This is a genomic window from Streptomyces sp. NPDC002265, assembly GCF_040296125.1.
In the GTDB taxonomy this organism is placed as follows: domain Bacteria; phylum Actinomycetota; class Actinomycetes; order Streptomycetales; family Streptomycetaceae; genus Streptomyces.
This window is the reverse complement of sequence record NZ_JBEOWS010000167.1, coordinates 1-20,363: the sequence shown is the minus strand read 5'-3', so window position 1 is coordinate 20,363 and position 20,363 is coordinate 1. Positions and strand designations below refer to the sequence as shown.

The 20,363-nt window shown below is 72.9% G+C and carries 20 protein-coding genes; 12 read left to right on the top strand and 8 right to left on the bottom strand.

From position 1 onward, the window contains the following. From ABT085_RS26425 to ABT085_RS26415, 3 genes are all read left to right on the top strand, one after another. On the top strand, nucleotides 1-138 hold a 138-nt coding region (locus ABT085_RS26425; protein WP_351612754.1), incomplete at its 5' end, for a cold-shock protein. Between the two features lie 152 nt (nucleotides 139-290). Further along, nucleotides 291-1,988 (top strand): DEAD/DEAH box helicase, encoded by a 1,698-nt coding sequence (locus ABT085_RS26420; protein ID WP_351612747.1) that lies wholly within the window; start codon nucleotides 291-293, stop codon nucleotides 1,986-1,988. Between the two features lie 115 nt (nucleotides 1,989-2,103). Then, entirely contained in the window at nucleotides 2,104-2,487 is a 384-nt protein-coding gene (locus ABT085_RS26415; RefSeq protein WP_351612745.1) for a GvpU-like protein, read from the top strand. Between the two features lie 95 nt (nucleotides 2,488-2,582). Here ABT085_RS26415 and ABT085_RS26410 read toward each other — a convergent pair whose 3' ends face one another. Further along, complete coding sequence (locus ABT085_RS26410) at nucleotides 2,583-2,786, bottom strand: cold-shock protein (RefSeq protein ID WP_152891085.1); 204 nt, start codon at nucleotides 2,784-2,786, stop codon at nucleotides 2,583-2,585. A 454-nt stretch (nucleotides 2,787-3,240) separates the two neighbouring features. Here ABT085_RS26410 and ABT085_RS26405 point away from each other — a divergent pair, with 454 nt between their 5' ends. Further along, entirely contained in the window at nucleotides 3,241-4,257 is a 1,017-nt protein-coding gene (locus tag ABT085_RS26405) for a glycoside hydrolase family 26 protein (protein WP_351612742.1), read from the top strand. A gap of 12 nt (nucleotides 4,258-4,269) precedes the next feature. Here ABT085_RS26405 and ABT085_RS26400 read toward each other — a convergent pair whose 3' ends face one another. Together ABT085_RS26400 and ABT085_RS26395 are read right to left on the bottom strand one after the other, a co-directional pair. Continuing rightward, nucleotides 4,270-5,502 (bottom strand): peptidoglycan DD-metalloendopeptidase family protein, encoded by a 1,233-nt coding sequence (locus ABT085_RS26400; protein WP_351612739.1) that lies wholly within the window; start codon nucleotides 5,500-5,502, stop codon nucleotides 4,270-4,272. Nucleotides 5,503-5,665: 163 nt separating this feature from the next. Beyond that, nucleotides 5,666-6,115, bottom strand: coding sequence for a DUF7144 family membrane protein (locus ABT085_RS26395; RefSeq protein ID WP_351612737.1), 450 nt, complete (start codon nucleotides 6,113-6,115; stop codon nucleotides 5,666-5,668). Between the two features lie 187 nt (nucleotides 6,116-6,302). On the opposite strand from ABT085_RS26395, the gene ABT085_RS26390 reads away from it, so the two are divergent. Both ABT085_RS26390 and ABT085_RS26385 read left to right on the top strand, forming a co-directional pair. Further along, on the top strand, nucleotides 6,303-6,824 hold the full coding sequence (locus ABT085_RS26390) for an FxLYD domain-containing protein (RefSeq protein WP_351612734.1): 522 nt from the start codon (nucleotides 6,303-6,305) through the stop codon (nucleotides 6,822-6,824). A gap of 170 nt (nucleotides 6,825-6,994) precedes the next feature. Further along, complete coding sequence (locus ABT085_RS26385) at nucleotides 6,995-7,708, top strand: DUF4142 domain-containing protein (protein ID WP_351612751.1); 714 nt, start codon at nucleotides 6,995-6,997, stop codon at nucleotides 7,706-7,708. 34 nt (nucleotides 7,709-7,742) lie between these two features. Here ABT085_RS26385 and ABT085_RS26380 read toward each other — a convergent pair whose 3' ends face one another. After that, nucleotides 7,743-9,389 carry a glycoside hydrolase family 13 protein gene (locus tag ABT085_RS26380; RefSeq protein WP_502982811.1) on the bottom strand — a complete coding sequence of 549 codons (1,647 nt, stop codon included), beginning with the start codon at nucleotides 9,387-9,389 and terminating at the stop codon, nucleotides 7,743-7,745. A 301-nt stretch (nucleotides 9,390-9,690) separates the two neighbouring features. On the opposite strand from ABT085_RS26380, the gene ABT085_RS26375 reads away from it, so the two are divergent. Next, nucleotides 9,691-10,617 carry an LAETG motif-containing sortase-dependent surface protein gene (locus ABT085_RS26375; protein ID WP_351612728.1) on the top strand — a complete coding sequence of 309 codons (927 nt, stop codon included), beginning with the start codon at nucleotides 9,691-9,693 and terminating at the stop codon, nucleotides 10,615-10,617. Nucleotides 10,618-10,839: 222 nt separating this feature from the next. Then, complete coding sequence (locus tag ABT085_RS26370) at nucleotides 10,840-11,631, top strand: hypothetical protein (RefSeq protein ID WP_351612725.1); 792 nt, start codon at nucleotides 10,840-10,842, stop codon at nucleotides 11,629-11,631. A gap of 91 nt (nucleotides 11,632-11,722) precedes the next feature. On the opposite strand, the gene ABT085_RS26365 is transcribed toward ABT085_RS26370, so the two are convergent. Then, entirely contained in the window at nucleotides 11,723-13,066 is a 1,344-nt protein-coding gene (locus ABT085_RS26365) for a tetratricopeptide repeat protein (protein WP_351612723.1), read from the bottom strand. Between the two features lie 114 nt (nucleotides 13,067-13,180). Between ABT085_RS26365 and ABT085_RS26360 the strand changes: the two genes are divergently transcribed. After that, nucleotides 13,181-13,369 (top strand): hypothetical protein, encoded by a 189-nt coding sequence (locus ABT085_RS26360; protein WP_351612720.1) that lies wholly within the window; start codon nucleotides 13,181-13,183, stop codon nucleotides 13,367-13,369. A gap of 136 nt (nucleotides 13,370-13,505) precedes the next feature. Next, nucleotides 13,506-15,818, top strand: coding sequence for an Ig-like domain repeat protein (locus ABT085_RS26355; RefSeq protein ID WP_351612717.1), 2,313 nt, complete (start codon nucleotides 13,506-13,508; stop codon nucleotides 15,816-15,818). Here the strand turns inward: ABT085_RS26355 and ABT085_RS26350 are convergent. Together ABT085_RS26350 and ABT085_RS26345 are read right to left on the bottom strand one after the other, a co-directional pair. Then, entirely contained in the window at nucleotides 15,806-16,915 is a 1,110-nt protein-coding gene (locus tag ABT085_RS26350) for a hypothetical protein (RefSeq protein ID WP_351612714.1), read from the bottom strand. The genes ABT085_RS26355 and ABT085_RS26350 overlap by 13 nt on opposite strands. Nucleotides 16,916-16,978: 63 nt before the next feature. Next, nucleotides 16,979-18,196, bottom strand: coding sequence for a PP2C family protein-serine/threonine phosphatase (locus ABT085_RS26345; RefSeq protein WP_502982810.1), 1,218 nt, complete (start codon nucleotides 18,194-18,196; stop codon nucleotides 16,979-16,981). A gap of 108 nt (nucleotides 18,197-18,304) precedes the next feature. Between ABT085_RS26345 and ABT085_RS26340 the strand changes: the two genes are divergently transcribed. Then, on the top strand, nucleotides 18,305-18,736 hold the full coding sequence (locus ABT085_RS26340) for a hypothetical protein (protein WP_351612711.1): 432 nt from the start codon (nucleotides 18,305-18,307) through the stop codon (nucleotides 18,734-18,736). Between the two features lie 127 nt (nucleotides 18,737-18,863). Here ABT085_RS26340 and ABT085_RS26335 read toward each other — a convergent pair whose 3' ends face one another. Then, a complete protein-coding gene (locus ABT085_RS26335) occupies nucleotides 18,864-19,250 on the bottom strand; it encodes an SH3 domain-containing protein (protein ID WP_351612708.1) in 387 nt (128 codons plus the stop codon). 166 nt (nucleotides 19,251-19,416) lie between these two features. On the opposite strand from ABT085_RS26335, the gene ABT085_RS26330 reads away from it, so the two are divergent. Next, on the top strand, nucleotides 19,417-20,363 hold a 947-nt coding region (locus ABT085_RS26330), incomplete at its 3' end, for a hypothetical protein (protein ID WP_351612705.1).

Sequence of the window (20,363 nt, the reverse complement as noted above, 5' to 3'; positions counted from 1 at the left end):
GGCGGCGCCGACGTCTTCGCCCACTACTCGAACATCGCCACCTCCGGCTTCCGTGAGCTTCAGGAAGGCCAGAAGGTCACCTTCGACGTCACGCAGGGCCAGAAGGGCCCGCAGGCCGAGAACATCGTTCCCGCCTGACGTACGCGTACCACATGGCTGGGGCCCGCACTCTTGGGTGCGGGTCCCAGCTCATTTGCATTTTCTACGGCTCAATTCTTGCGAATCCTCGTACGGCCCGTTGCCGACGACCGGAATTCCTCGATACGTGCCGCATCGAGGAAGGGTTCTGAATGGACCGCACAGCTCGCAAGAAGTACAGCACCAGCACCGGCTCCACCCGCACCCGCAGCGGTTCGTCCCGGTCGGCCAAGAACACCGGCCGCGGTGGGCCCAAGGGCCGTACCGGCGCCTCCCCGGCGCGTCCCGCGGAGTTCGCGCTGCCGGTCACCCGCACCGAGGGACTGCCGCCGGTCGAGGAGTTCGCCGAGCTCGACATGCCCGCACGGCTGCTGACCGCGCTCGGCGCCGAGGGCGTCACGGTGCCGTTCCCGATCCAGTCGGCGACGCTGCCCAACTCGCTGGCCGGCCGGGACGTTCTCGGCCGGGGCCGCACGGGCTCGGGCAAGACGCTCGCCTTCGGTCTCGCCGTACTGGCCCGGATGGACGGGCAGCGGGCCGAGGCCCGTCAGCCGCTGTCCCTGGTCCTGGTGCCCACCCGGGAACTGGCCCAGCAGGTCACCGACGCGCTCACCCCGTACGCCCGCGCGCTGCGGCTGCGCCTGGCCACGGTGGTCGGCGGCATGTCGATCGGCCGGCAGGCCTCCGCGCTGCGCGGCGGGGCCGAGGTCGTCGTCGCGACGCCCGGACGCCTGAAGGACCTCATCGACCGGGGTGACTGCGACCTGAGCCAGGTCGCGATCACCGTCCTGGACGAGGCCGACCAGATGGCCGACATGGGCTTCATGCCGCAGGTGACCGCGCTGCTCGACCAGGTCCGTCCCGACGGCCAGCGGATGCTGTTCTCGGCCACCCTGGACCGCAACGTCGATCTGCTGGTGCGCCGTTACCTGGACGACCCGGTGGTCCACTCGGTCGACCCGTCCGCGGGCGCCGTCACCACGATGGAGCACCACCTGCTGCACGTGGAGGAGACCGACAAGCACGCCACCACCACGGAGATCGCCGCCCGCGACGGACGAGTGATCATGTTCCTGGACACCAAGCACGCGGCGGACCGGCTGGCCAAGAAGCTGCTGGCGGTCGGTGTCCGCGCGGCGGCCCTGCACGGCGGCAAGTCCCAGCCCCAGCGCACCCGCACCCTGGCGCAGTTCAAGGACGGCCAGGTGACGGTGCTCGTGGCCACCAACGTCGCGGCCCGCGGCATCCACGTCGACAACCTCGACCTCGTCGTCAACGTCGACCCGCCCAGCGACCACAAGGACTACCTCCACCGCGGCGGCCGCACCGCCCGCGCGGGTGAGTCGGGCACCGTCGTCACCCTGGTCCTGCCCAGCCAGCGCCGTGCCATGACGCGGCTGATGGCGGACGCCGGGATCACCCCGCAGACCACCAAGGTCCGCTCGGGGGAGGCCGAACTGAGCCGGATCACCGGCGCCCAGGCCCCCTCGGGCGTGCCCGTCGTCATCGCGCCCCCGGTCGTCGAAGACCCCCAGGGCGGCTCCTCCTCGCGCCGGGGCGGAAGCGGGAACGGAACCGGGAGCCGCAGCAGCCGCGGCCGCCGGAGCGGCCGACCGGGCCAGGCGGCCCGCCGCAGCGCCTCCACCTCCACCTCCGCCTCGGGCCAGGGCGGCGGCCGAGCTTCCGGACAGACCGGGGGCCGCGCCGCCGGACAGACCGGCGGCCGCACCTCCACCCAGGCCGGCGGTCGCTCGTCCGGGCAGGCCGGCAGCCGTTCCTCCGCCCAGACCGGCGGCCGCGCCGGCGCCCAGCGCGGCGGTCGTTCCTCCGCCCAGGGCAGCGGTCGCTGACCGGGACGGGCTGAGCCATCCGGTCGCACGGGCCGGCCGCCACGGGACTCCCGGAGCGGCCGGCCCGTCGTTTTGTCCCTGTCGATCCCGGTGCGTTGGACTAGGCTCCTCAGCCATGTCACACCCTGATGATCTGCTTGTCAGCATCGCCGCGATGGTGGAGTCGGAACACAGCAGCCGCATGTCGCTCACGGTGGTGGTCCCCGGCGCCGTCATCACGGGCCGGCTGGCCCCCGAGGCACTGTGGAAGGAACGGGTGGCCGAGGTGCTGCGGGACTCCGCGCAACTCGCGCACTTCGCCGCCGCGTTCACGCCGTCCGCCAAGGCCGCCGACGACGAGCCGCCGCGGGGCGCGGTCCGGCCCACCCACCTCCACTTCCATGTCGCGCGCATCCTCCAGGGCAGCTTCGGCATCCCCGACACGGGCGGTATGTACCGGGTGTCGCTGGAGGACGTGAGCGCCTGGACGATCGGCGACATGGGCTACTCCGACCAGTAACCGAAAGACCGCCGGAAACAGCGCCGGAAAGACACCGGCCCGGAAAGCGTCCCCGCTTTCCGGGCCGGTGTCATCGGTTCGCTTCGTGCTCCGCGTCAGGCGGGACGGATGTTCTCCGCCTGCGGGCCCTTCTGGCCCTGCGTGACGTCGAAGGTCACTTTCTGACCTTCCTGGAGTTCACGGAAACCTTGGCTGGCGATGTTCGAATAGTGGGCGAAGACGTCCGGACCGCCGCCGTCCTGTTCGATGAAGCCGAAACCTTTTTCCGAGTTGAACCACTTGACGGTTCCGGTAGCCATACACATTCTCCTTCAGGGCCTGCCGGGGAAATCACACTGTGTGATTTCCCCACGTCGCCGAGATGATTGCCCTGCCCGGAGATACCGGAGAATTCGGAGACGCACCGCCGGACCGGACCGGCTGTGCGGCTCGAAATACTTGGGAATCAAGACCGCAACTCACTTCGACCGTAGCACGGAACGCGATTTCCAGCCCGATGTGCGGACTTCTGTACGACTTTTGACATTTGACGTTTGACACCTGCCCATTTGACACCCGACCGCTTGATCATTTGGCGCCCGGTGACTCGTTTTCCGATCACGAGATGCTCGGCATTCAACATTTGATGCCTGAAATTTCACCTGTTCGAGTGCCCTGCCTCCGGAAGCAGCCCGGCGGCAGCCGTGAGTGGGCCATCATGACCCCGCTCGGTCCCGCCCCACTCGTCGAGGACCCGTCGGCAGGAGGCGCCCCGTGGCCTTGGACGGGATGTACCGCAGGTCCCTGCTCGGCCTGATCGCCGTCACGGTGCTGGCCACGCTGAGCGTGCTGGCCCGGCCCACGCCCGAGGCCGGCCCCTCCCGCATCCCGGGCGCGGCGGCCGCCGGACCGCCGCCCGCCTTCGGCGCCTACGTCGGATACAGCTCCGACGGCGTCCGCCGGGTCGCGCAGCTCGGGGCCTGGCTCGGCCGGACGTCGGCACCACGGGTCGGGCACGTGTATCTGCCGGGCGACCGGTGGAGCAACATCGAGGGCGCCCCCGGCTATCTGGAGCTGTGGGCGCGCTGGCGCAGGGCCCGCCCGGACCGTCTGTTCGTGCTCAACGTGCCGATGCTGGAGCGCACCGAGGCACATCTGTCCGACCCCGCGGTCCGCGCCCAACTGCGCCTCGGCGCGGCCGGCCGCTACGACGCGCACTTCCGCACGCTGGCCGAACGGCTGGTCCGGCTCGGCGTCCCGGACACCGTCGTCGTGCTCGGCTGGGAGATGAACGGCGACACCTACACCCACCGCTGCGGCCCCGACCCGCAGGCCTGGCAGCGGTACTGGAGAAAAATCGTCACGGCGATGCGGTCGGTGCCCGGCCAGCGTTTCCGGTTCGACTTCACCCCCAGCAGGGGCCGGGACGCCGTCCCCTGGACCGACTGCTATCCGGGGGACGACGTCGTGGACATCGTCGGCATGGACGCCTACGACCAGCCCCGGGGGCTCTCCTTCGCCCGGCAGGTGACGGAGCCGTACGGCCTGGGCGACCAGGTGCGGTTCGCGCGGGCGCACGGCAAGCTCGTCTCGTACCCCGAGTGGGGGCTGTACCGCAACGGCGACAACCCCGCGTACATGCGGGGCATGCTCGACTGGTTCGCCCGGCAGCGGCCGCTCTACCAGACCATCAGCGACTACTGCCCGCACGGGGTGTGGCGCTGTCCCGGCAATCCCGAGGCCTCCGCCGTCTACCGCGCACTGCTGGGGGACGACCGCGGACCGCGGTGAGCGGGCCGGGCCTCACGGGCGTACGCCGTGCCGTCGCAGCCAGGGCAGCGGGGGCACCGCCGACCCCAGGTAGGGGGTGACCCGTACCTCGAAGTGCAGGTGCGGACCGGTGGCGTTGCCGGTGGCGCCGGAGGCTGCGAGGTACTGACCCGCGGCGACCCGCTGCCCGGGGCGTACGTCGATACGGGACAGGTGCGCGTACTGGGTGAAGTAGCCGTCGCGGTGCCGGACCACGACCTGGTTGCCGAAGCCGTCCCCGCAGGAGACGAGGACGACGGTGCCGGGTCCGACGGCGTGCACCGGGGTGCCCGTGGGGACGGCGAAGTCCTGACCGGTGTGGCGGTGCCGCCAGCGGCCTCCCGGGGCGGCGTACCCGGCCGACAGCCGGTAGTCGCTGGTCGGCGTGACCCAGCGGGACGAGGCGTGGTGCGGTCTGCGGCTGCGGCGGCCCGGCGCGCAGTCGGCCGCGGGACGCCCCAGGCCGGGCTGGGCCGCCGCGAGTTCCCGCCACAGTCTGCTGCGGATACCGGCCCGGCGGCGCTCGGCCGCGTGCAACCGGTCGACCGCCCGGCCGAGGGCGGCGCGCAGCGCCCGGGCGTCGGCCACCGCACCCGGCCGGGCGGTCGACGCGGTGGCCGACGCGGTGGTGGGTACGTCGGTGGGGGCCGCGGTCGGCACGGCGCCGGGCCGGCCGGTGGGGAATGCGGTGGGCACGTCGGTGGGGACCGCGGCCGGGAAGCCGGCGCCCAGGTCGCCGAGCGGCAGGCCGCCCATGTCACCGCCGATGTCCGTCTCCGGGTCCGTGAGGGAGCCGGTCTCCGTGTCCGGGCCCGTACGGGAGCCGGTCTCCGTGTCCGGGTCGATCCGGGAACCGGTCTCCGGGCCCGTGCCGGAGCCGGTCTCCGTGTCCGGCGCCTTGCCGGAAGCGGCGTCCGCCTCTCGTGAGAGTGCGCGGGCCCGGGCCTCCGCCTCCTTGGTCTCGGTGCGCAGGCGGGTCACCCGGTCCCGCAGCCGGTCGGTACGCGCGCGGGCCTTCTCGTAGGCCGCGGTCTGCCGGGCCGCGGAGTCGAGCAGCCGGTCGAACGCGCTGCGGGGGCGGCTCTCGCCGGCCCCCTCGGGGCGGCTGTCCTCGTGGACGGGCACGCGGCCGTCGGCGTACGCGGCGCTCGGGAGGAACGCGAACAGGAGCGCGGCCAGGGCCACGCCGGCGCGGGACAGGAGTCGTCGGGAGTGGTCTCGTCGCATTGTCCGATCGTCGGGCGCCGGGCGCCCGTGCCCCACGAGGTGGCCGCGCACCCGCGCCAGGTTCCGTCGAACAGCCCATTCCGAAGGGGCCCATCGGGGCATCCGAATGTCCTGCGCCGGCGTCGGTCCCGCATCGGAGCGGTCCGCGCCGGGCGGTCCCGCGTCAGACGGCCCGGCTCCCCGCGTGGTACACGGACAGGGCCCAGATCACGAAGATGTCCATCGCGATCACGATGATCGACCAGACCGGCTGGTAGGGCAGGAAGAGGAACTGGAGGATGATGCTGATGGCGGCCAGCACGATGCCTCCGACCCGGGCCCACGCGGCGCCCTTGAGGATGAACGCACCGACGACGACCCCGATGACGCCCACGATCAGCAGGATCCAGCCCCAGCCGGTGAGGTTGATCTTGTAGATGTACGCGCCGACCCGGACGTAGATGTCGTCCTTCGCAATGGCGGAGATGCCCTCGAAGACGGCCAGGATTCCGTTCAGCAGCAGCAGGACACCCGCGAAGGTGACCCCGCCCGTCACCCAGCCGGAGTTCGCCTGAGGCTGCTGGGCGGAGGTGCGGTGCGCGCTGTCCCACTTCGGCTGAGGCTGCTCGGTCATTGCCGTACCCCGTCTCGTCGTCTCTGTCGTTTCCCGCCCCCCTCGACCGTCCACCCGGATCAACGAAGTCACCACAGGGGTTGGCCCGTACGGGTGGCCCCGCATGCGCCCGCGCCGGTACGGCCCTTCACTGGTGCCGGAACGACCGAACGCATACGACCGAACGCATACGACCGATGGAGGCGACATGGCCGGTTACCGCGGACGCTGGGCCAGGGGCACGGCATGGGCGGCGGTCCTGGCGGCGGCGCTGACCGGCTGCTCCGGCGGCAACGGCAACACCCCGACGAGCCCGGCCAGCAAGGCGGCCTCCGCCCTGGCGTCGGCGGGCGCCCGCGCGACGGCGGCGATCTCCTCGCTCGCCGCGCAGGCCACGGAGGCCATCTCGTCGGCGACGGCGGAGGCCGGCCGCAGGCTCGGCGAGGTCAAGAACGGCGTCGAGGCCAAGGACGACGTGCAGTTGGGCACCCCGGCGACCGCCGCCGACGGACGCACCACGGTCGGCATCACCGTGAAGAACACCGCGGACTCCACCAAGTCGTTCGCCGTCCAGGTCGTCTTCAAGGACTCCGGCGGCAAGCTGATCGACACGGTCGTCGTCACCGTCTCCGACGTGGCGGCCGGCAAGACGGGCACGGCCACCGCCCGCAGTACGCACAACCTGTCCGGCGAGGTGAAGACGGAGGTCGGGTCCGCACTGAGGTACTGAGGTACTGGGGTACTGGGGTGACGAGCCGCAACCTTGCAATTTCTTTGCCAAACCTAGAGGCTTTGACCGGCGCCGCATCCGTACTGCTCTGCGTCAGACCCGTCCCCCGCCCCGCGGATGGACGCATCCACGACCGGGCAGGAGGCACGGTGCGCTTTTCGCGGAACGCGATGGGAACCCTCTTCGTAGGTGGTGCCCTGAGCCTGACACTCGCCGCGCTGGCCTACCCCTCGATGCTGGGGCTCACCACGGTGTCGACGGCCCCCTCACGGGTCATCGCGCAGACCCAGTGGGGGCCGTTGACCGAGGCGGACCGGGACTTCGTGGTCAAGGTGCGTGCGGCCGGCCTGTGGGAGTACCCGGTCGGCCAGATGGGTCTGCAGAAGGGCCAGTCGAAGGCGGTCATCACGGCGAGCCAGCACCTGATCGACGGACACGCGGCGCTGGACACCACCTGCCGCAAGATCGCCCCGATGCTGAACATCACGCTCCCCGACCTGGCGAGCCCGCAGCAGCAGGGCTTCGTCACCACGCTGAACGCGGACAGCGGCAAGCAGTTCGACGTCGACTTCGCCAACATCCTGCGCATGACCCACGGCTCGATCTTCAACACGGTCGCGAAGATCCGCTCCACCACCGAGAACACCCTCGTGCGGGCGCTGGCCGACCAGGCCAACGACACCGTCCTGGACCACATCACGGTCATGGAGAAGACCGGCCTGGTCGACTTCGACCAGGTGCTCTTCCAGCAGACCACCCCGCCGAAGCTGCCCGACACGGACCTGACCCCGCCGCCCCCGTCCGGCGGCCAGCCGCAGGTGGTGCTCACCCCGCCGCCGACCGCCACGGCCACCCCGGTCGACCTGCCGCCGCCCTCGAAGTGACCCGAGGCCCTCGCGACCGGGCAGGACGGGAGTTCTAGGCGAGCCAGACGGTCGTGTCCGGTCCCAGCTGTCCGTCGCCGTCCAGGGGGATACTGCTCAGGAGCACCTCCCCGGGCGGCAGCGGGACCGGCGCGTCCGACAGATTGGTCACGCACCGCCAGTTCCCGGAGCGCGCGAACGCCAGCACCCCGGGCGGGGTCCCCTCCGCCCAGGTCAGCTCCTCGCCCTCCTGCAGCTTGCGGCGCAGCCGCAGGGCCGTGCGGTAGAGCTCCAGGGTCGAGCCGTCCACCCCGTTCTGGGCAGCGACGGCGTACGACGCGAAGGAGGACGGCTGCGGCAGCCACGCGCCGGCCGCCCCGAAGCCGTACGACGGACCCGTCGTCGTCCACGGCAACGGCACCCGGCACCCGTCGCGGCCCTTGCGGACATGGCCCGTCTGCTCCCAGACGGGGTCCTGGAGGACCTCGAAGGGCAGGTCGGCGACCTCGGGCAGGCCGAGTTCCTCCCCCTGGTAGAGGTAGGCCGCTCCGGGCAGCGCCAGCATCAGCAGGGTCGCCGCCCGGCCCCGGCGCACCCCCGCGTCCGCGGCCACGGCGGGCGCGCGGCCGCCGGAGAGCAGCCAGGCGTTGTCGTCCGTGCCCGGCGGCAGCGACAGCCGGGAGGCGTGCCGTACGACGTCGTGGTTGGACAGCACCCAGGTCGCGGAGGCGCCGGCCGTGCGGGCCGTGGCGAGCGAGTCGGTGACGACCGCGCGCAGTTCGTCCGCGTTCCAGCACGCCTGGAGGTACTCGAAGTTGAACGCCTGGCCGAGTTCGTCCGGGCGGGCGTACAGCGCGCGGCGGGCACCCGGCACCCAGGCCTCCGCGACCGCCGTGCGCGGCGGCGTGTAGGCGTCGAGGACCCGGCGCCAGTCGCGGTAGATCTCGTGCACCTCGTCCCGGTCGTAGTAGGGGTGGCTGCCGGGCGGTACGCGGTCGAGGGCCTCCTCGCCGGTCGCGCCGACGCCGCCGACGTCCCGCAACGGCTCGCCGAGGTCCTTGGCGAGCGCGTGCGCGACGTCGACGCGGAAGCCGTCGACCCCGCGGTCGGACCAGAAGCGCAGGGTGGTGCGGAAGTCGACACGGACCTCGTCGTGGCCCCAGTTCAGGTCGGGCTGCTCGGCGGCGAACAGGTGCAGGTACCACTGTCCGTCCGCGACCCGGCGCCAGGCGCTGCCGCCGAAGACGGACTGCCAGTCGGTGGGCGGGAGTTCGCCGTGCTGGCCGCGTCCGTCCCGGAAGACGTACCGGTCGCGGGCGGCGCTGCCGGGGCCCTCGCGCAACGCCTCCTGGAACCAGGGGTGCAGGTGGGAGGTGTGGTTGGGCACGATGTCGACGATCACCTTCAGGCCCATCCGGTGCGCCTCGGCGGCCATGGCGTCGAAGTCGTCCAGGGTGCCCAGGCGCGGGTCGACGTCGCGGTGGTCGGCCACGTCGTAGCCGCCGTCAGCGAGTTCGGAAGGGTAGAAGGGGCTGAGCCACAGGGCGTCGACCCCGAGGGCGGCGAGGTGGTTCAGCCGCTCGGTGACACCGCGGAGATCACCGAGCCCGTCTCCGTCGGCGTCGGCGAAACTGCGGGGGTAGACCTGGTAGACGACGGCCTGGCGCCACCAGTCGGGGTTCCTGGAGGAGAGGTCGGGCAGCTCGGGCACGCGGTGCCCCTTTCGGTGCGGTCGGACAGGTCCGGGCAACACCCACAAGCCTGTCCACATTGCCCGGAAGGCGAACGTTCAGGCACTCCGGAAGGGACCATTCCCTGTGTGGCGGAATGGTGATGAAGCGTGAACCGCCGCTCCATAGAGGCAGGTTGACAGTCTTCCGCGACGACATCCACGATGAGCTGACGCTGTGGCACATGTGACCATTGAGCCCAGTGTCGCTTCAGGTGCCGACGCTCTCGGCGACCGAGCCATACCCCCCATGCACACCAAGAATGGGATACACATGTCCATAGCGAGCCACACGACCGCGCGCCGCCTGCTGGGTACGGGTGCCGCGGCACTCGCCCTCTGTGCCGCCTCCGTCGCCGCCGCCTCCGGCGCCTGGGCCCACGAGACCCCCGGCGGCGACGGCTGGAAGTCCGGCGGTACGTACAAGCCGGGCACCGGCGCCGGCACGGAGACCGGCACCGACCGCTGCGAGTTCTCCCTCGACGGCACGCACTTCTTCTCCTCCGTCAAGGTCGACGACCAGAACCTCAGGCCGACCGCGGACGGCAAGGTGCACATCACCGTGCGCGCCGCCGGTGACGCGTCGACCTGCACCGCCTCGCTCGCCTCCTACCTCGCCCACGGCGCCACCTTCGCCGGCTCCGGCAAGCAGGTCTTCGTCGGCTTCGACACGGTGACCGTCAAGCCGGGCGCGACCGACACCCTCGACATCGTCGTCCCCGACGCCGGCTGCTTCGCGCAGGTCGACCTCTACCGCGGCGCCGTCAGGTTCGACGGCAAGCTCGACGCCCAGGACGGCTTCGAGCACGGCAACCTGCCCGAGGGCCCGAACGGCGCGGTCATCAAGGACAAGCTGATCGCGGCCTGGAACGGCGGCACGAAGGACTGCACCGCCGCGGAGTCCGGGCAGCCGGCCCCCTCCGCCCCCGCCGAGACCACCCCGGCGACCGGCGGGACGACACCGGCGTCGTCCACGGAGACGACCCCGGCCGCGGACGAGTCCACCCCGGCCGCGGAGGCCTCCGCGTCGGCCACGGACACCGCCGCGGCCGCCGCCACCCCGGACGGCGGCAGCGCGGACCTCGCCGAGACCGGCGGCGGCAGCAACACCGGCGTCATCGCCGGCGGTGCCGCGGCCCTCCTGGTCGGCGGCGCGGCCATCGTCCTGGCGACGAAGCGCCGCCGCACCGCCCGCTCCTGAACCGCCCGGGACCGAAGCCCGGCGCACCCGGCCCCGGCCGCGGACGCCGCTTCGGCCCGCACGCCCCGGTCCCCTCGCACCGAGGGGGCCGGGGCGCCGTGCTGCCGGCGCGCTCCTCGCCGCGGCACCGGCTCACCCGTACGGCCCACCGCGCTGGCCGGCTCGTACCCCCGGTGATCCGGTGGAGGGACGGATTCCCCAACCGTCCGCCGGAGGCACCCGATGACCCGCGCCCGCACCCTCCTCGCCTCCGCCCTGTCCGCCGCCTGTCTGCTGGTCGCGTCCGGCTGCATCAGCCCGGACGAGGGAGCCCCGCACGCGCCGATCGGACCCGTCTCCTCCGCGGCGGCCACCGCCCCGTCCGCCCACGCCTCCTCGACCGCCGCCGCCGCGCTCACCGACGACCAGGCCCGGGCCGCCCTCATCACCGACACCGACCTGGGCGGCCCCTGGATCCCGACCCAGGGCGCCGCGACCTGGCGGGACGGGCTGCTGAAGGCGAAGACCCCCGCGGGCGAGTGCCAGCGGCTGCTGGACGCCCTCTACGCCGACGAGCTCCTCGGCGCCCCCGCCCGCGCGGTCACCGGCCTGGACGACTCCGACACCGGCGCGCAGCTGCGCTATCAGGTCTCCGCCCAGCCGGCGAAGGCCGTGGACGGTGTGCTGGCCTGGCTGAAGACCCTGCCGCGGGTGTGCGCGCGGTTCACGGCCACGACCACGACGGGCGCCGTCCAGGACGTCTACGTCAACGACGCGCCGCTGCCCGAGGCCGGTGACGCCCGGCAGGGGCTGCGGGTGACGCTGACCGCGGTGACCGGGCCGAAGGGCCAGCCGCTCGACGGCGATCCCGGCACCCTCTCCCTGGACGTGGCCGTGGTGCGGGTCGGCGGGGACGCGTTCGCCTTCACCAACGGCGGCATGGGCGACGTGCCGAACGACGCCACCCAGGCGGCCGTGCAGCTCGGCGTGCAGCGACTGGCGGACGTCCGCAGACAGGGCCGCGCCCAGGTCTGACGCCCACGCGGCCACGGGCTGCGCGGCCACGGGCCTACGCGGCTACGCGGCTACGGGCCGAAGGGGGGCCGGAGCGGCGGCTGTGCGGGCGTCAGAGCGGCGGCTGGGCGGGCGCCGGTCCCAGGGTCGTCGTACCGGGCGCCGTGCGGTGCCCGAGGCCCGTCCGGTAGGCGTCCAGCGCCGCCTCCACCCGCCCGGTACGGCGCAGCAGGTCGCCGAGCATCCGGCACAGGTCGGCGAGGTCGCCCGCGGCTCCCGCCCGCTCCAGCAGGCTCAGCGCGCGCACGTAGTGCTCCTCGGCGGCCTCGGTGTCGCGGGCGTCCTCGGCGATGATGCCGAGCAGCCGGTGGGCGCCGGCCGCGTGCACGGCGCCGCGCTCGGGCGAGAGGTCGCCGAGGACGCCGTTCAGCAGGTCGGCCGCCTCCCCGGACCTGCCCCGCCGGTGCAGCACGTCGGCGAGCTCGACGGCGACCTGACTGCTGTAGAGGGCGGCGCGCTTGGCGGAGAGCATGGCCAACGCCTCGCGCAGTTCCTCCTCCGCCCGCTCCAGGTCGCCGTTCTGCGCGCAGACGTAGCCGCGCATCCAGTGGCAGTTGGCGAGCTCGGTCCGGATCTGGAGCTGCCGGTAGAGCTCGGCGGCCTTCACCAGCGAGGCGTCGGCCTCGGCGACCCGGCCCTCGGCGAGCAGGGTGCGCGCGACCGACCGGTGCATCCGGGCGAGCAGCGCCGGATCCGCGACCTGGGGCGCGAGGGCGAGGGCGAACTCGGCGGCCTGGGCGGCGCGGGCGTGGGCGCCCATGTCCATGTAGGGACCGATGGCGGAGGCGTACAGCAGGAGCAGCGCGTCGGGGTCGTGCAGTCCGCCGCGGTTGAGCTCGTCGAGGGTGGACTCCAGCAGGTAGACGGCGTACCGGAGTTCACCGGCGAGGTAGTGGGAGACGGCCCGTCCGCGCAGCGCCGGTACCCGCGCGGGCAGCGGATGTCCGGCCAGGCACGCCTCGGCACGCTCGAAGTACTCCCGGGCCGACACCAGGTCGCCGGTCTCGATCCCGCACTCGCCGAGCCCCAGCAGCGCGGTGGCCCGCACCTCGGCCGGCCCCTGCGGCTCGGCCTCCGCGAGCAGGGCGGAGTACCGCCGCGCCGCCTCCTCGGCCTCGCCCGTGGCCAGGGTGCGCTGGGCCTCGGTCAGCCGCAGCCGCAGATCGGTGACGAGCCGGGCGGAGCGTCCGGTGGCCAGCTCCGAGAAGTCGACGCCGAGCCGTTCGGCGAGGTGCCTGAGCGCCTCGTCGGAGGGCCGCACCCGTCCGGCCTCCAGGGTGGAGATGTAGGCGGGGGTGTAGGTCGGCTCCGCCAACTGTCGCTGGGTCAGCCCGCGTTCGTTGCGCAGCCGCTGCACTCTGCGTCCGATGACCTCGGGTTCGTCTCTCTCCCCCATGCCGTGACTCCCCCAACTACCCCTGCGCCTCTTGCCGTTAGACCATGACACGCCCTAGGTTAAACCGCGAATTAAACATGCTTAACACTTCACTGTCGTCGTTGCGAGGTAACCGTGCAGGGACGCACTTCCGCGCGTTGGGCCAGAGGCCTGGCCGCAGCCGTGCTCGCCGCGGCGACCCTCGTCATCGCGGCGAACGCTGGACCGGCACGGGCCGTGGACCAGGGGACCGGGATCACCCGGTCCGCCGACGGCCCGCAGGGCCCCGTCCACCGGGCCGACGCCCCCGCCGGGGACCGCTGAGGCTCCCGTCACTCGCGCCTCTCACGCAACTCACGTCTCTCACTACCCTCTTACCCCCCGGATTACTTGAATGTCAGAACCATGACCTAGCCTGCGCAATCTGATTCCACTTTCGTTCCGGGGGGTTCGAAACATCGTGCGCAGACGCACTCTTCCGGTAGCAACGGCACTCGCCGTCGTCTTCAGCTCCGTCGCCCTCGTCGCGACCGGAGCGGGGTCGGCAGCAGCCGACTCCAGCACCTCCCTGTCCCTTCGGTCGACCGGCGACATGGCCGTCGACGGGGTGCACCACCGGGTCTTCATCAGCGACCCGAAGAGCGGTCAGATCGTGGTGACCGACTACGCCGGCCAGGTCGTCAGGACGATCGGCTCGCTGCCCGGGGTCCTCGGTCTGGAACTGTCCGCCGACTCCGCCACCCTCTACGCGGCCGTGGGCGACGCCGACGCGATCGTCGCCGTCGACACGGCGACCGCGACCGAGGCCCACCGCTACTCCACCGGCACCGCCGACCCGCAGTACCTCGCCCAGGCGGGCGGCAAGCTGTGGTTCGGCTACGGCGGCGCCGCCGAGGGCAACATCGGCTCGCTGGACCTCTCCGGCGCCGAGCCGGTGGTCACGCTCGCCCTGAACACCGGGCGTTCCTGGTACCAGGCCCCGATCCTGGACGCCTCCCCCGGCGCCCCGGACACGCTCGTCGCGGGCGCCGTCAGCCAGAGCCCGGTCGAGCTCGCGGTGTACGACGTCTCCTCGGGCACCCCGACGCAGACCGCGTACGCCTTCGACCCGGGCAGCACCGGCGGCGGCAACCTCGCCGACCTGGCGGTCACCCCGGACGGCAAGGACGTCGTCACGGCCAGCGGCGCCCCGTACTACCAGGCGGTCTACAAGCTCACGGACCTGTCCAAGGACGGCCGGTACGAGACGAACACCTACCCGAACGCGGTGGACATCGCCCCGAACGGCGATGTCGCGGCGGGCACCTTCTCCTGGTACGACCCGGACGTCCACGTCTTCAAGCAGGGCACCACGCTGCCGCTGCGGCAGTACGAGTTCGGCAGCAGCACCGGCAACTCGGCGTCCGACACCCTCGCCGCGCGCGGCCTGGCCTGGGCACCGGACGGCAGCAAGCTGTTCGCGGTGTCCGTCGCCTCCGTGAACGACACGGACACCTACACGCTGCACGTGTACGACGACCCGACCAAGACGGCCACCACGCTGACGGCCACCGCGCCGGCCACCGCCACCCGCGGCAAGGCGCTCACCGTCAAGGGCACCCTGACCACCAAGGACGACGCGGCCCCGGTCGCGGGCGCCACGGTCACCCTCACCCGCACCGACACCGCGTCCCCGGACGGCCAGGTGCTCGGCACGGCCACCGTCGCCGCCGACGGCACCTACACCTTCACCGACACCCCGTCGGTCGCGGGCAAGGCGACGTACTCCGTGACCTACGCGGGCGACGAAGGCCACGCCGGTGCCACCGCCTCGGCCGCCGTGGACGTCACCAAGAACGCCGTCACGCTGACGGCCACCGCACCGGCCACCGCCACCCGCGGCAAGGCGCTCACCGTCAAGGGCACCCTGACCTCCCCGGTCGCGTTCCCCACGGGCACCAAGGTCACCGTCACCCGCACCGACGAGGAGTCCCCCGCGGGCAAGGCGCTCGGCACGGCCACGGTCGCCGCCAACGGCACCTACTCCTTCACCGACACCCCGGCGTCCGGCGGCAAGGTCACGTACTCCGTCGGCTACGCGGGCGACGCCGACCACATCGGCGCCAACGCCTCCGCCACGGTGACCGTCTCCAAGAACGCCACCACGCTGACGGTGAACAACACCGGCAAGGTGTACGCCTACGGCGCCGACGTGACGTTCACCGCGCACCTCGGCAGCACCTACAAGAACCGCACGGTGGAGATCTGGGCCGACCCGTACGGCTCCGACAAGCCCAACACCCTGGTCAAGAAGGGCACGGTCAACTCCAGCGGCAACCTCACGGCCACGCTCCACCTCGGCCGCGACACCAAGGTCACCGCGAAGTTCACCGGCGACTCCCGGACCGCGGCACTGTCCGCGACTTCCACGGTCTACACCCAGGTGAAGGTCTCGACGGCGCTCAGCGGCGCGTACAAGACCGCGCGGGCGTGGAACGAGACGTACGCCTACTTCCACAGGACCAAGGACCCGGTCGTCACCACGACGATGACCACGTACCCGGGCCGCAAGTACCAGATGCAGATCCAGCAGTACTACGGCGGCGCCTGGCACACCACGTACTCCGGGTACTGGGCGCTCGGCTCCACCGGCAAGGACGCGCTCACCCTGGACGGCGCCCCGGCCGTCAACGACCGCTTCCGGGTCCGCTCCGGCTACGTCGACACCAAGTCCGGCGACAACGTCAACGCGACGACGTACGGCGCCTGGAAGTACCTCGTCTACACCAAGTGATCCCGCGGGCGCGGGGGTTGCGGCGCAGGCCGCTGCCCCTGCGCCTGCAACTCGTCCAGCCGCCGCTGGACATGCCCGAGCGCACCCTCGCGCCTGCCGGGCACCCGGCCGCGCAACTGCGCCAGGGCGGAACCGAGTTCACGCGAGCGGGCCGGGTCGCGCAGCTGCCCCCACTGATGGTGCGCCCGGTCCACGGCCGCCTCCACCGCCGGGGCGTCCGGGGCCTGTCCGGCCGCGAGCCGGGCCCCGGCCACCGCGAGCCAGGTACGGCAGCTGCGCTCCGCGTCCCCCGCGAACATCGCCAGATCGGCCCGCACCTCCGCCCAGTGCAGGGCGTCGTCCGAGGCCGGCCCGTGGGCCAGTACGGCGGCCTGCTCCCAGCGCGCGGCGAGCGCGTCGGCCTCGGCGTGCCGGCCGGACTGCACGGCGGCCGTCAGGGAGGCGTGCGGATCGCCGGCCACCGGCGCCGCGTGCACGGCCAGCGCGAGGCCCGCCGTCCCGTCCTCGCCGGCCAGCCTGCCCCAGGCCTGCTGGTGCAGCAACGCCGGCGCCGGCCGGTGGCCGCTGCGCAGGATCGTCGCGACCCCCTTCATGTACGCGGGCACGGCCACCGCCCGGCGGGCCGGCGGCGGCGCGATCCGCCCGTAGACGGCGGCGGTGCGCCCGCAGTCCAGCGGCGCGGTGCGCAGCAGCTCCCAGGTCTCGGCGTCCGCGTGCAGGTCGAGCACGAGCGTCGTGCTGCCGGGCGCCCGCAGCCGCAGTTCCTCCCGGAACCAGTGCCAGGGGAACGCCGTGTAGCGCACGGTCGCCGGGGTGGTGCGGGCGAGCGCCAGATGGGGCAGGCGCTGGCGGCGGTCGAGCTGGAGCTGGCCGGTCACGAACACGGTCAGCGGGCCGGGGGCCGCCGCGGCCGCGCGCAGCCGGGTGAGGACCGCCTGCGGCTCCAGCGGGTCGGCCAGCTCGACGACGTTCGCGGTGTCCGTCCCGGCCAGTACCGCGGGCGGCACCGCCGCGAGCACGGGGAGCACGGACGCCGCGTCCACCAGACACCCCTTGCCCACGGGTGAGGCCGCGAGCAGCAGCACGGTTCCGGGCATGATCCCTCCCCCTGTCGATCACCTACGGCAGCACCGTAACCGCTGCGGCTGCAAAGGGTCGGGTCAGGACGGCGAATGTCCGTCCCAGGGGGTCTCGCCGTCCGTGTCCCGCGGCCGTACGGCGAAGATCGTCGTGTCGTCGTCGAGGCGCCCCGCGCTGTGCCGCAGGGTGCCGTCCCGGACGAAGCCGACCAGGCGACCGGGTTCGGTGACACGCGGGTCGAGGGCGAGCGCGCGGGACACCTCGTCGGCGAGCGGGTAGAACCGCCCCGCCCGGTCCCGGGCCTCGGTCACCCCGTCCGTGACCAGCAGCAGGGTCTCGCCGGGCGCCAGCGTCACCCGGCGCACGGTGGGCGGCCCGGCGGCGCCCATCAGGTCGCACAGGCCCAGCGGCAGTCCGTCCCCCTCCGGCAGGGCCCGTACCCCGTCGGGCCCGACGGCCAGCGGCGGCTCGTGGCCGAAGACGGCCAGCTCCACCGTCGGGGGGCCGGACAGCGGAAAGCCGATGAGCACGGCGGTGGCGAAGCGGTCGCCTTCGTCGCGGCCGATCGACCGGGTGTGTTCGCGGTGGCGCAGCATCCGCGTCTCCAGGCGCGCGGCCACCGTCGCCAGTTCCGCCTCGTGGTATCCCGCCTCGCGGAACGTGCCCAGCAGCGCGGCCGCCGCCTCCACCGCGTACAGCCCCTTGCCCTGGACGTCGCCGAGCAGGACCCGGGTGCCGTGCGGTCCCGGCTGGATGTCGTAGAAGTCGCCGCCGACCCTGGCCACGCTGTCGGCCGCGAGGTAGACGGCCGCATGGTCCAGGCCGCCCCAGACCGGCGCCAGCGGGCGCAGCACGGTACGGCGGGTGGTCTCGGCGATGTCCATCATGTGCACCATCCGCAGTTCGCCGCGCGCCCGGATCGCGCAGGCCAGGACGGCGAGGATGCCGCCGACGGCGATAAGGATGAAGTCGGGCAGACCGGCCTGTAACGGGTGCTGCCAGGAACTGTCCACGGCGAGATAGGTGGCGAGCCCGAGCGCCACGAACACGGCCGTGCCCCACACACCGCAGAAGGCTGCGGCGAGGGCGGGCACGAGCACGAGCCAGGAGGCGGTCCGGAAGCCGCCGCCGGTGCCGAGGTCGGTCAGCGCGATGCCGACGAGCAGCAGCAGCGGTGCCAGCCAGGCGACGTTGACCCCGCCCACCCGCAGCAGGTCGGATCCGAACGCGGCGTCGAGCTGCCCGGTCCGGGCGTACCGGACGAGTCCGTTCAGCGTCCTCCGGGCACCGTCACTCACGGTGCCCAGCGAAACATGAGGGTAGCGCTGTTGCATCTCCGCCGACTTGCCAGCACCCCTGCCCAGGTGTGCGCTGGTAGCGGGGGGTCGAGAGGGAGGAGTGCTCTCATGGCTCATGCGGCACCCGCGCGCAGGACACGCGGAACCACCATGGACGTCTTCGGTGCACGGACCCACAGGACGGCGGAGTGGGCGGTGCCCGTCGTGCTCGGGCTCGTCTACGGCTACTGGGCCGCGGCCAACCGCCGCAGCGGCGGACCCATCACGGGCTGGAACCTGCTGTTCGGGTTCGTGACGACGATCGCCTTCGTCGCTCTCTGGATGGCGATACGCAGGCTCACCCCGCTCATGCGGCGCGAGCTGCACGCCCTGGTGTGGGCCGCGTTCGCGGGCAGCGCGTTCGGCTTCCTGTACAGCCAGACGGGCGCGACCATCATGCGGTCCATCGGCTGGTCGCTGCTGATCGGAGCGATCTGCTTCGTGGTGATGTTCTACCGCTACTACACGCACGAGGACGCGGCGGGCCATCGGATCTCCTGACCCCCGGCCGCGGACGGAACGGCGAATGGGCCCCGGCTGTGGCCGGGGCCCATTCGTTTCCCTCATCCCTCCACTCGCCGGGCGACGGAAGTTGCCGTCCGCGCCGTCCGACGAGGCTTCGGACGTGTCAGCAGTACGGCACGCGCAGGCCGTACGTGTACACGAAGCCGGCCGGGGCCCAGGCCCGGACACCGGAGAGCCAGTACCAGTAGGGGTTGCCGTTGAAGCTCGGACCCAGCACCACGCACTGCACGCTGTCCTGGAAACCGGGCAGCAGCCGGTTCACCACGGGCGAGACCGGCGTGGGCAACTGCCGTACGTCCAGCCATCCGGGGGCCACGACGACGCCCGGGGTCCAGAAACCGAAACCGCCGAAGGCTCCCGCGCCGCCACCATGTCCTCGGGCGAGGGTCGGCGGGGCTGCCGTCGCGGTGGTGCCCACCGACGTCACGGCGAGGATGCCACTGGTGAGCAGGGCCGCGGCCAGGGTCCGCAGGGCCGTAGTGGTGCGCATGATCGACCTCCATCTCCCCTGAACCAGGAAACACCCGTCCGGGTGAACCCTCCACCGGAGAGCGGACCGCCCAGTTCCGCCAAGGGCTCCCCGTTCGGCGGGACCTGTGCACCCGTCCGCAGTCACCCCGCTCGCGCTCCGCGGGCACGGGCCCTTTTCTGGAAGCGTGTCCCGCCCCCTGCGTACCGCTCTGTCGGCCGTGCTGATCGCGCTGGCGTGCCTGCTGGCGCCGCTCGGCGCGCTGTCGGCCTGGGCCGCGTACGGGCTGACGGACACCGACCGGTACGTCACCGCGATGGCGCCGCTGGCCGACGACCCGGACGTGCGCGAGGCCGTCGCGGACACCGTCGGCGACGGCATCATGCGCGAGGTGGACCGGCGAAGGACGGTGGTGCGCCCGCTACGCGGCACGGTGGCCCCGTTCGTGCACGAGGCGGTGCGCTCGCTCACCCGCACGGAGGCCTTCCGCACCGCCTGGAACGAGGGCAACCGGGCCACCCACGACGCAGTCCTGCGCGCCCTGCGCGGCGAGCGCGACCGTACGGTCACCGTCGATCTCGCCCCGGTCACCGTCGAGGTCAAACGCCATCTCGTCGACGCCCACGTGGCGTTGGCGGACCACATCCCGGTCCGGCACGCGCGGGTCCCCGTGCTCACGGCCGAGGGCCTGGGCCGCCTCCGGAAGGGGTACGGCGTGCTCGAGGTCGCCGGCTTCTGGCTCCCCGTCGCCGCGTGCGTCTTCGCCGTCGCCGGCATCGGCCTCGCCGTCCGCCGCCGCCGCGCGATCACCGCGACCGGCCTGGGCACCGCGGCCGGCGGCGCCCTGCTGGCCCTCGCGGTCGCCCTCGGCCGCCGGCTGACCCTGCACGACCTGCCCGCGGAGGTCTCGCACCGGGCCGCCGGCGCGGTCTACGACGCCCTCACCTCCACCCTGCGTACGGCGGCGTGGCTGCTGCTGGCCCTGGGGCTGACCGTGGCGGTCGGCGCCCAGCTCGCCCGCCGTCACCTCGCCCGCCGCCGCGGCGCGGCCGCCGCCCCCGCCCCGCCCGGCGCCCCGCCCCCGGCCGGGGACCGCACGCCGCGGACCGGGTCGGTCGCTCGGTCAGTCGGTCA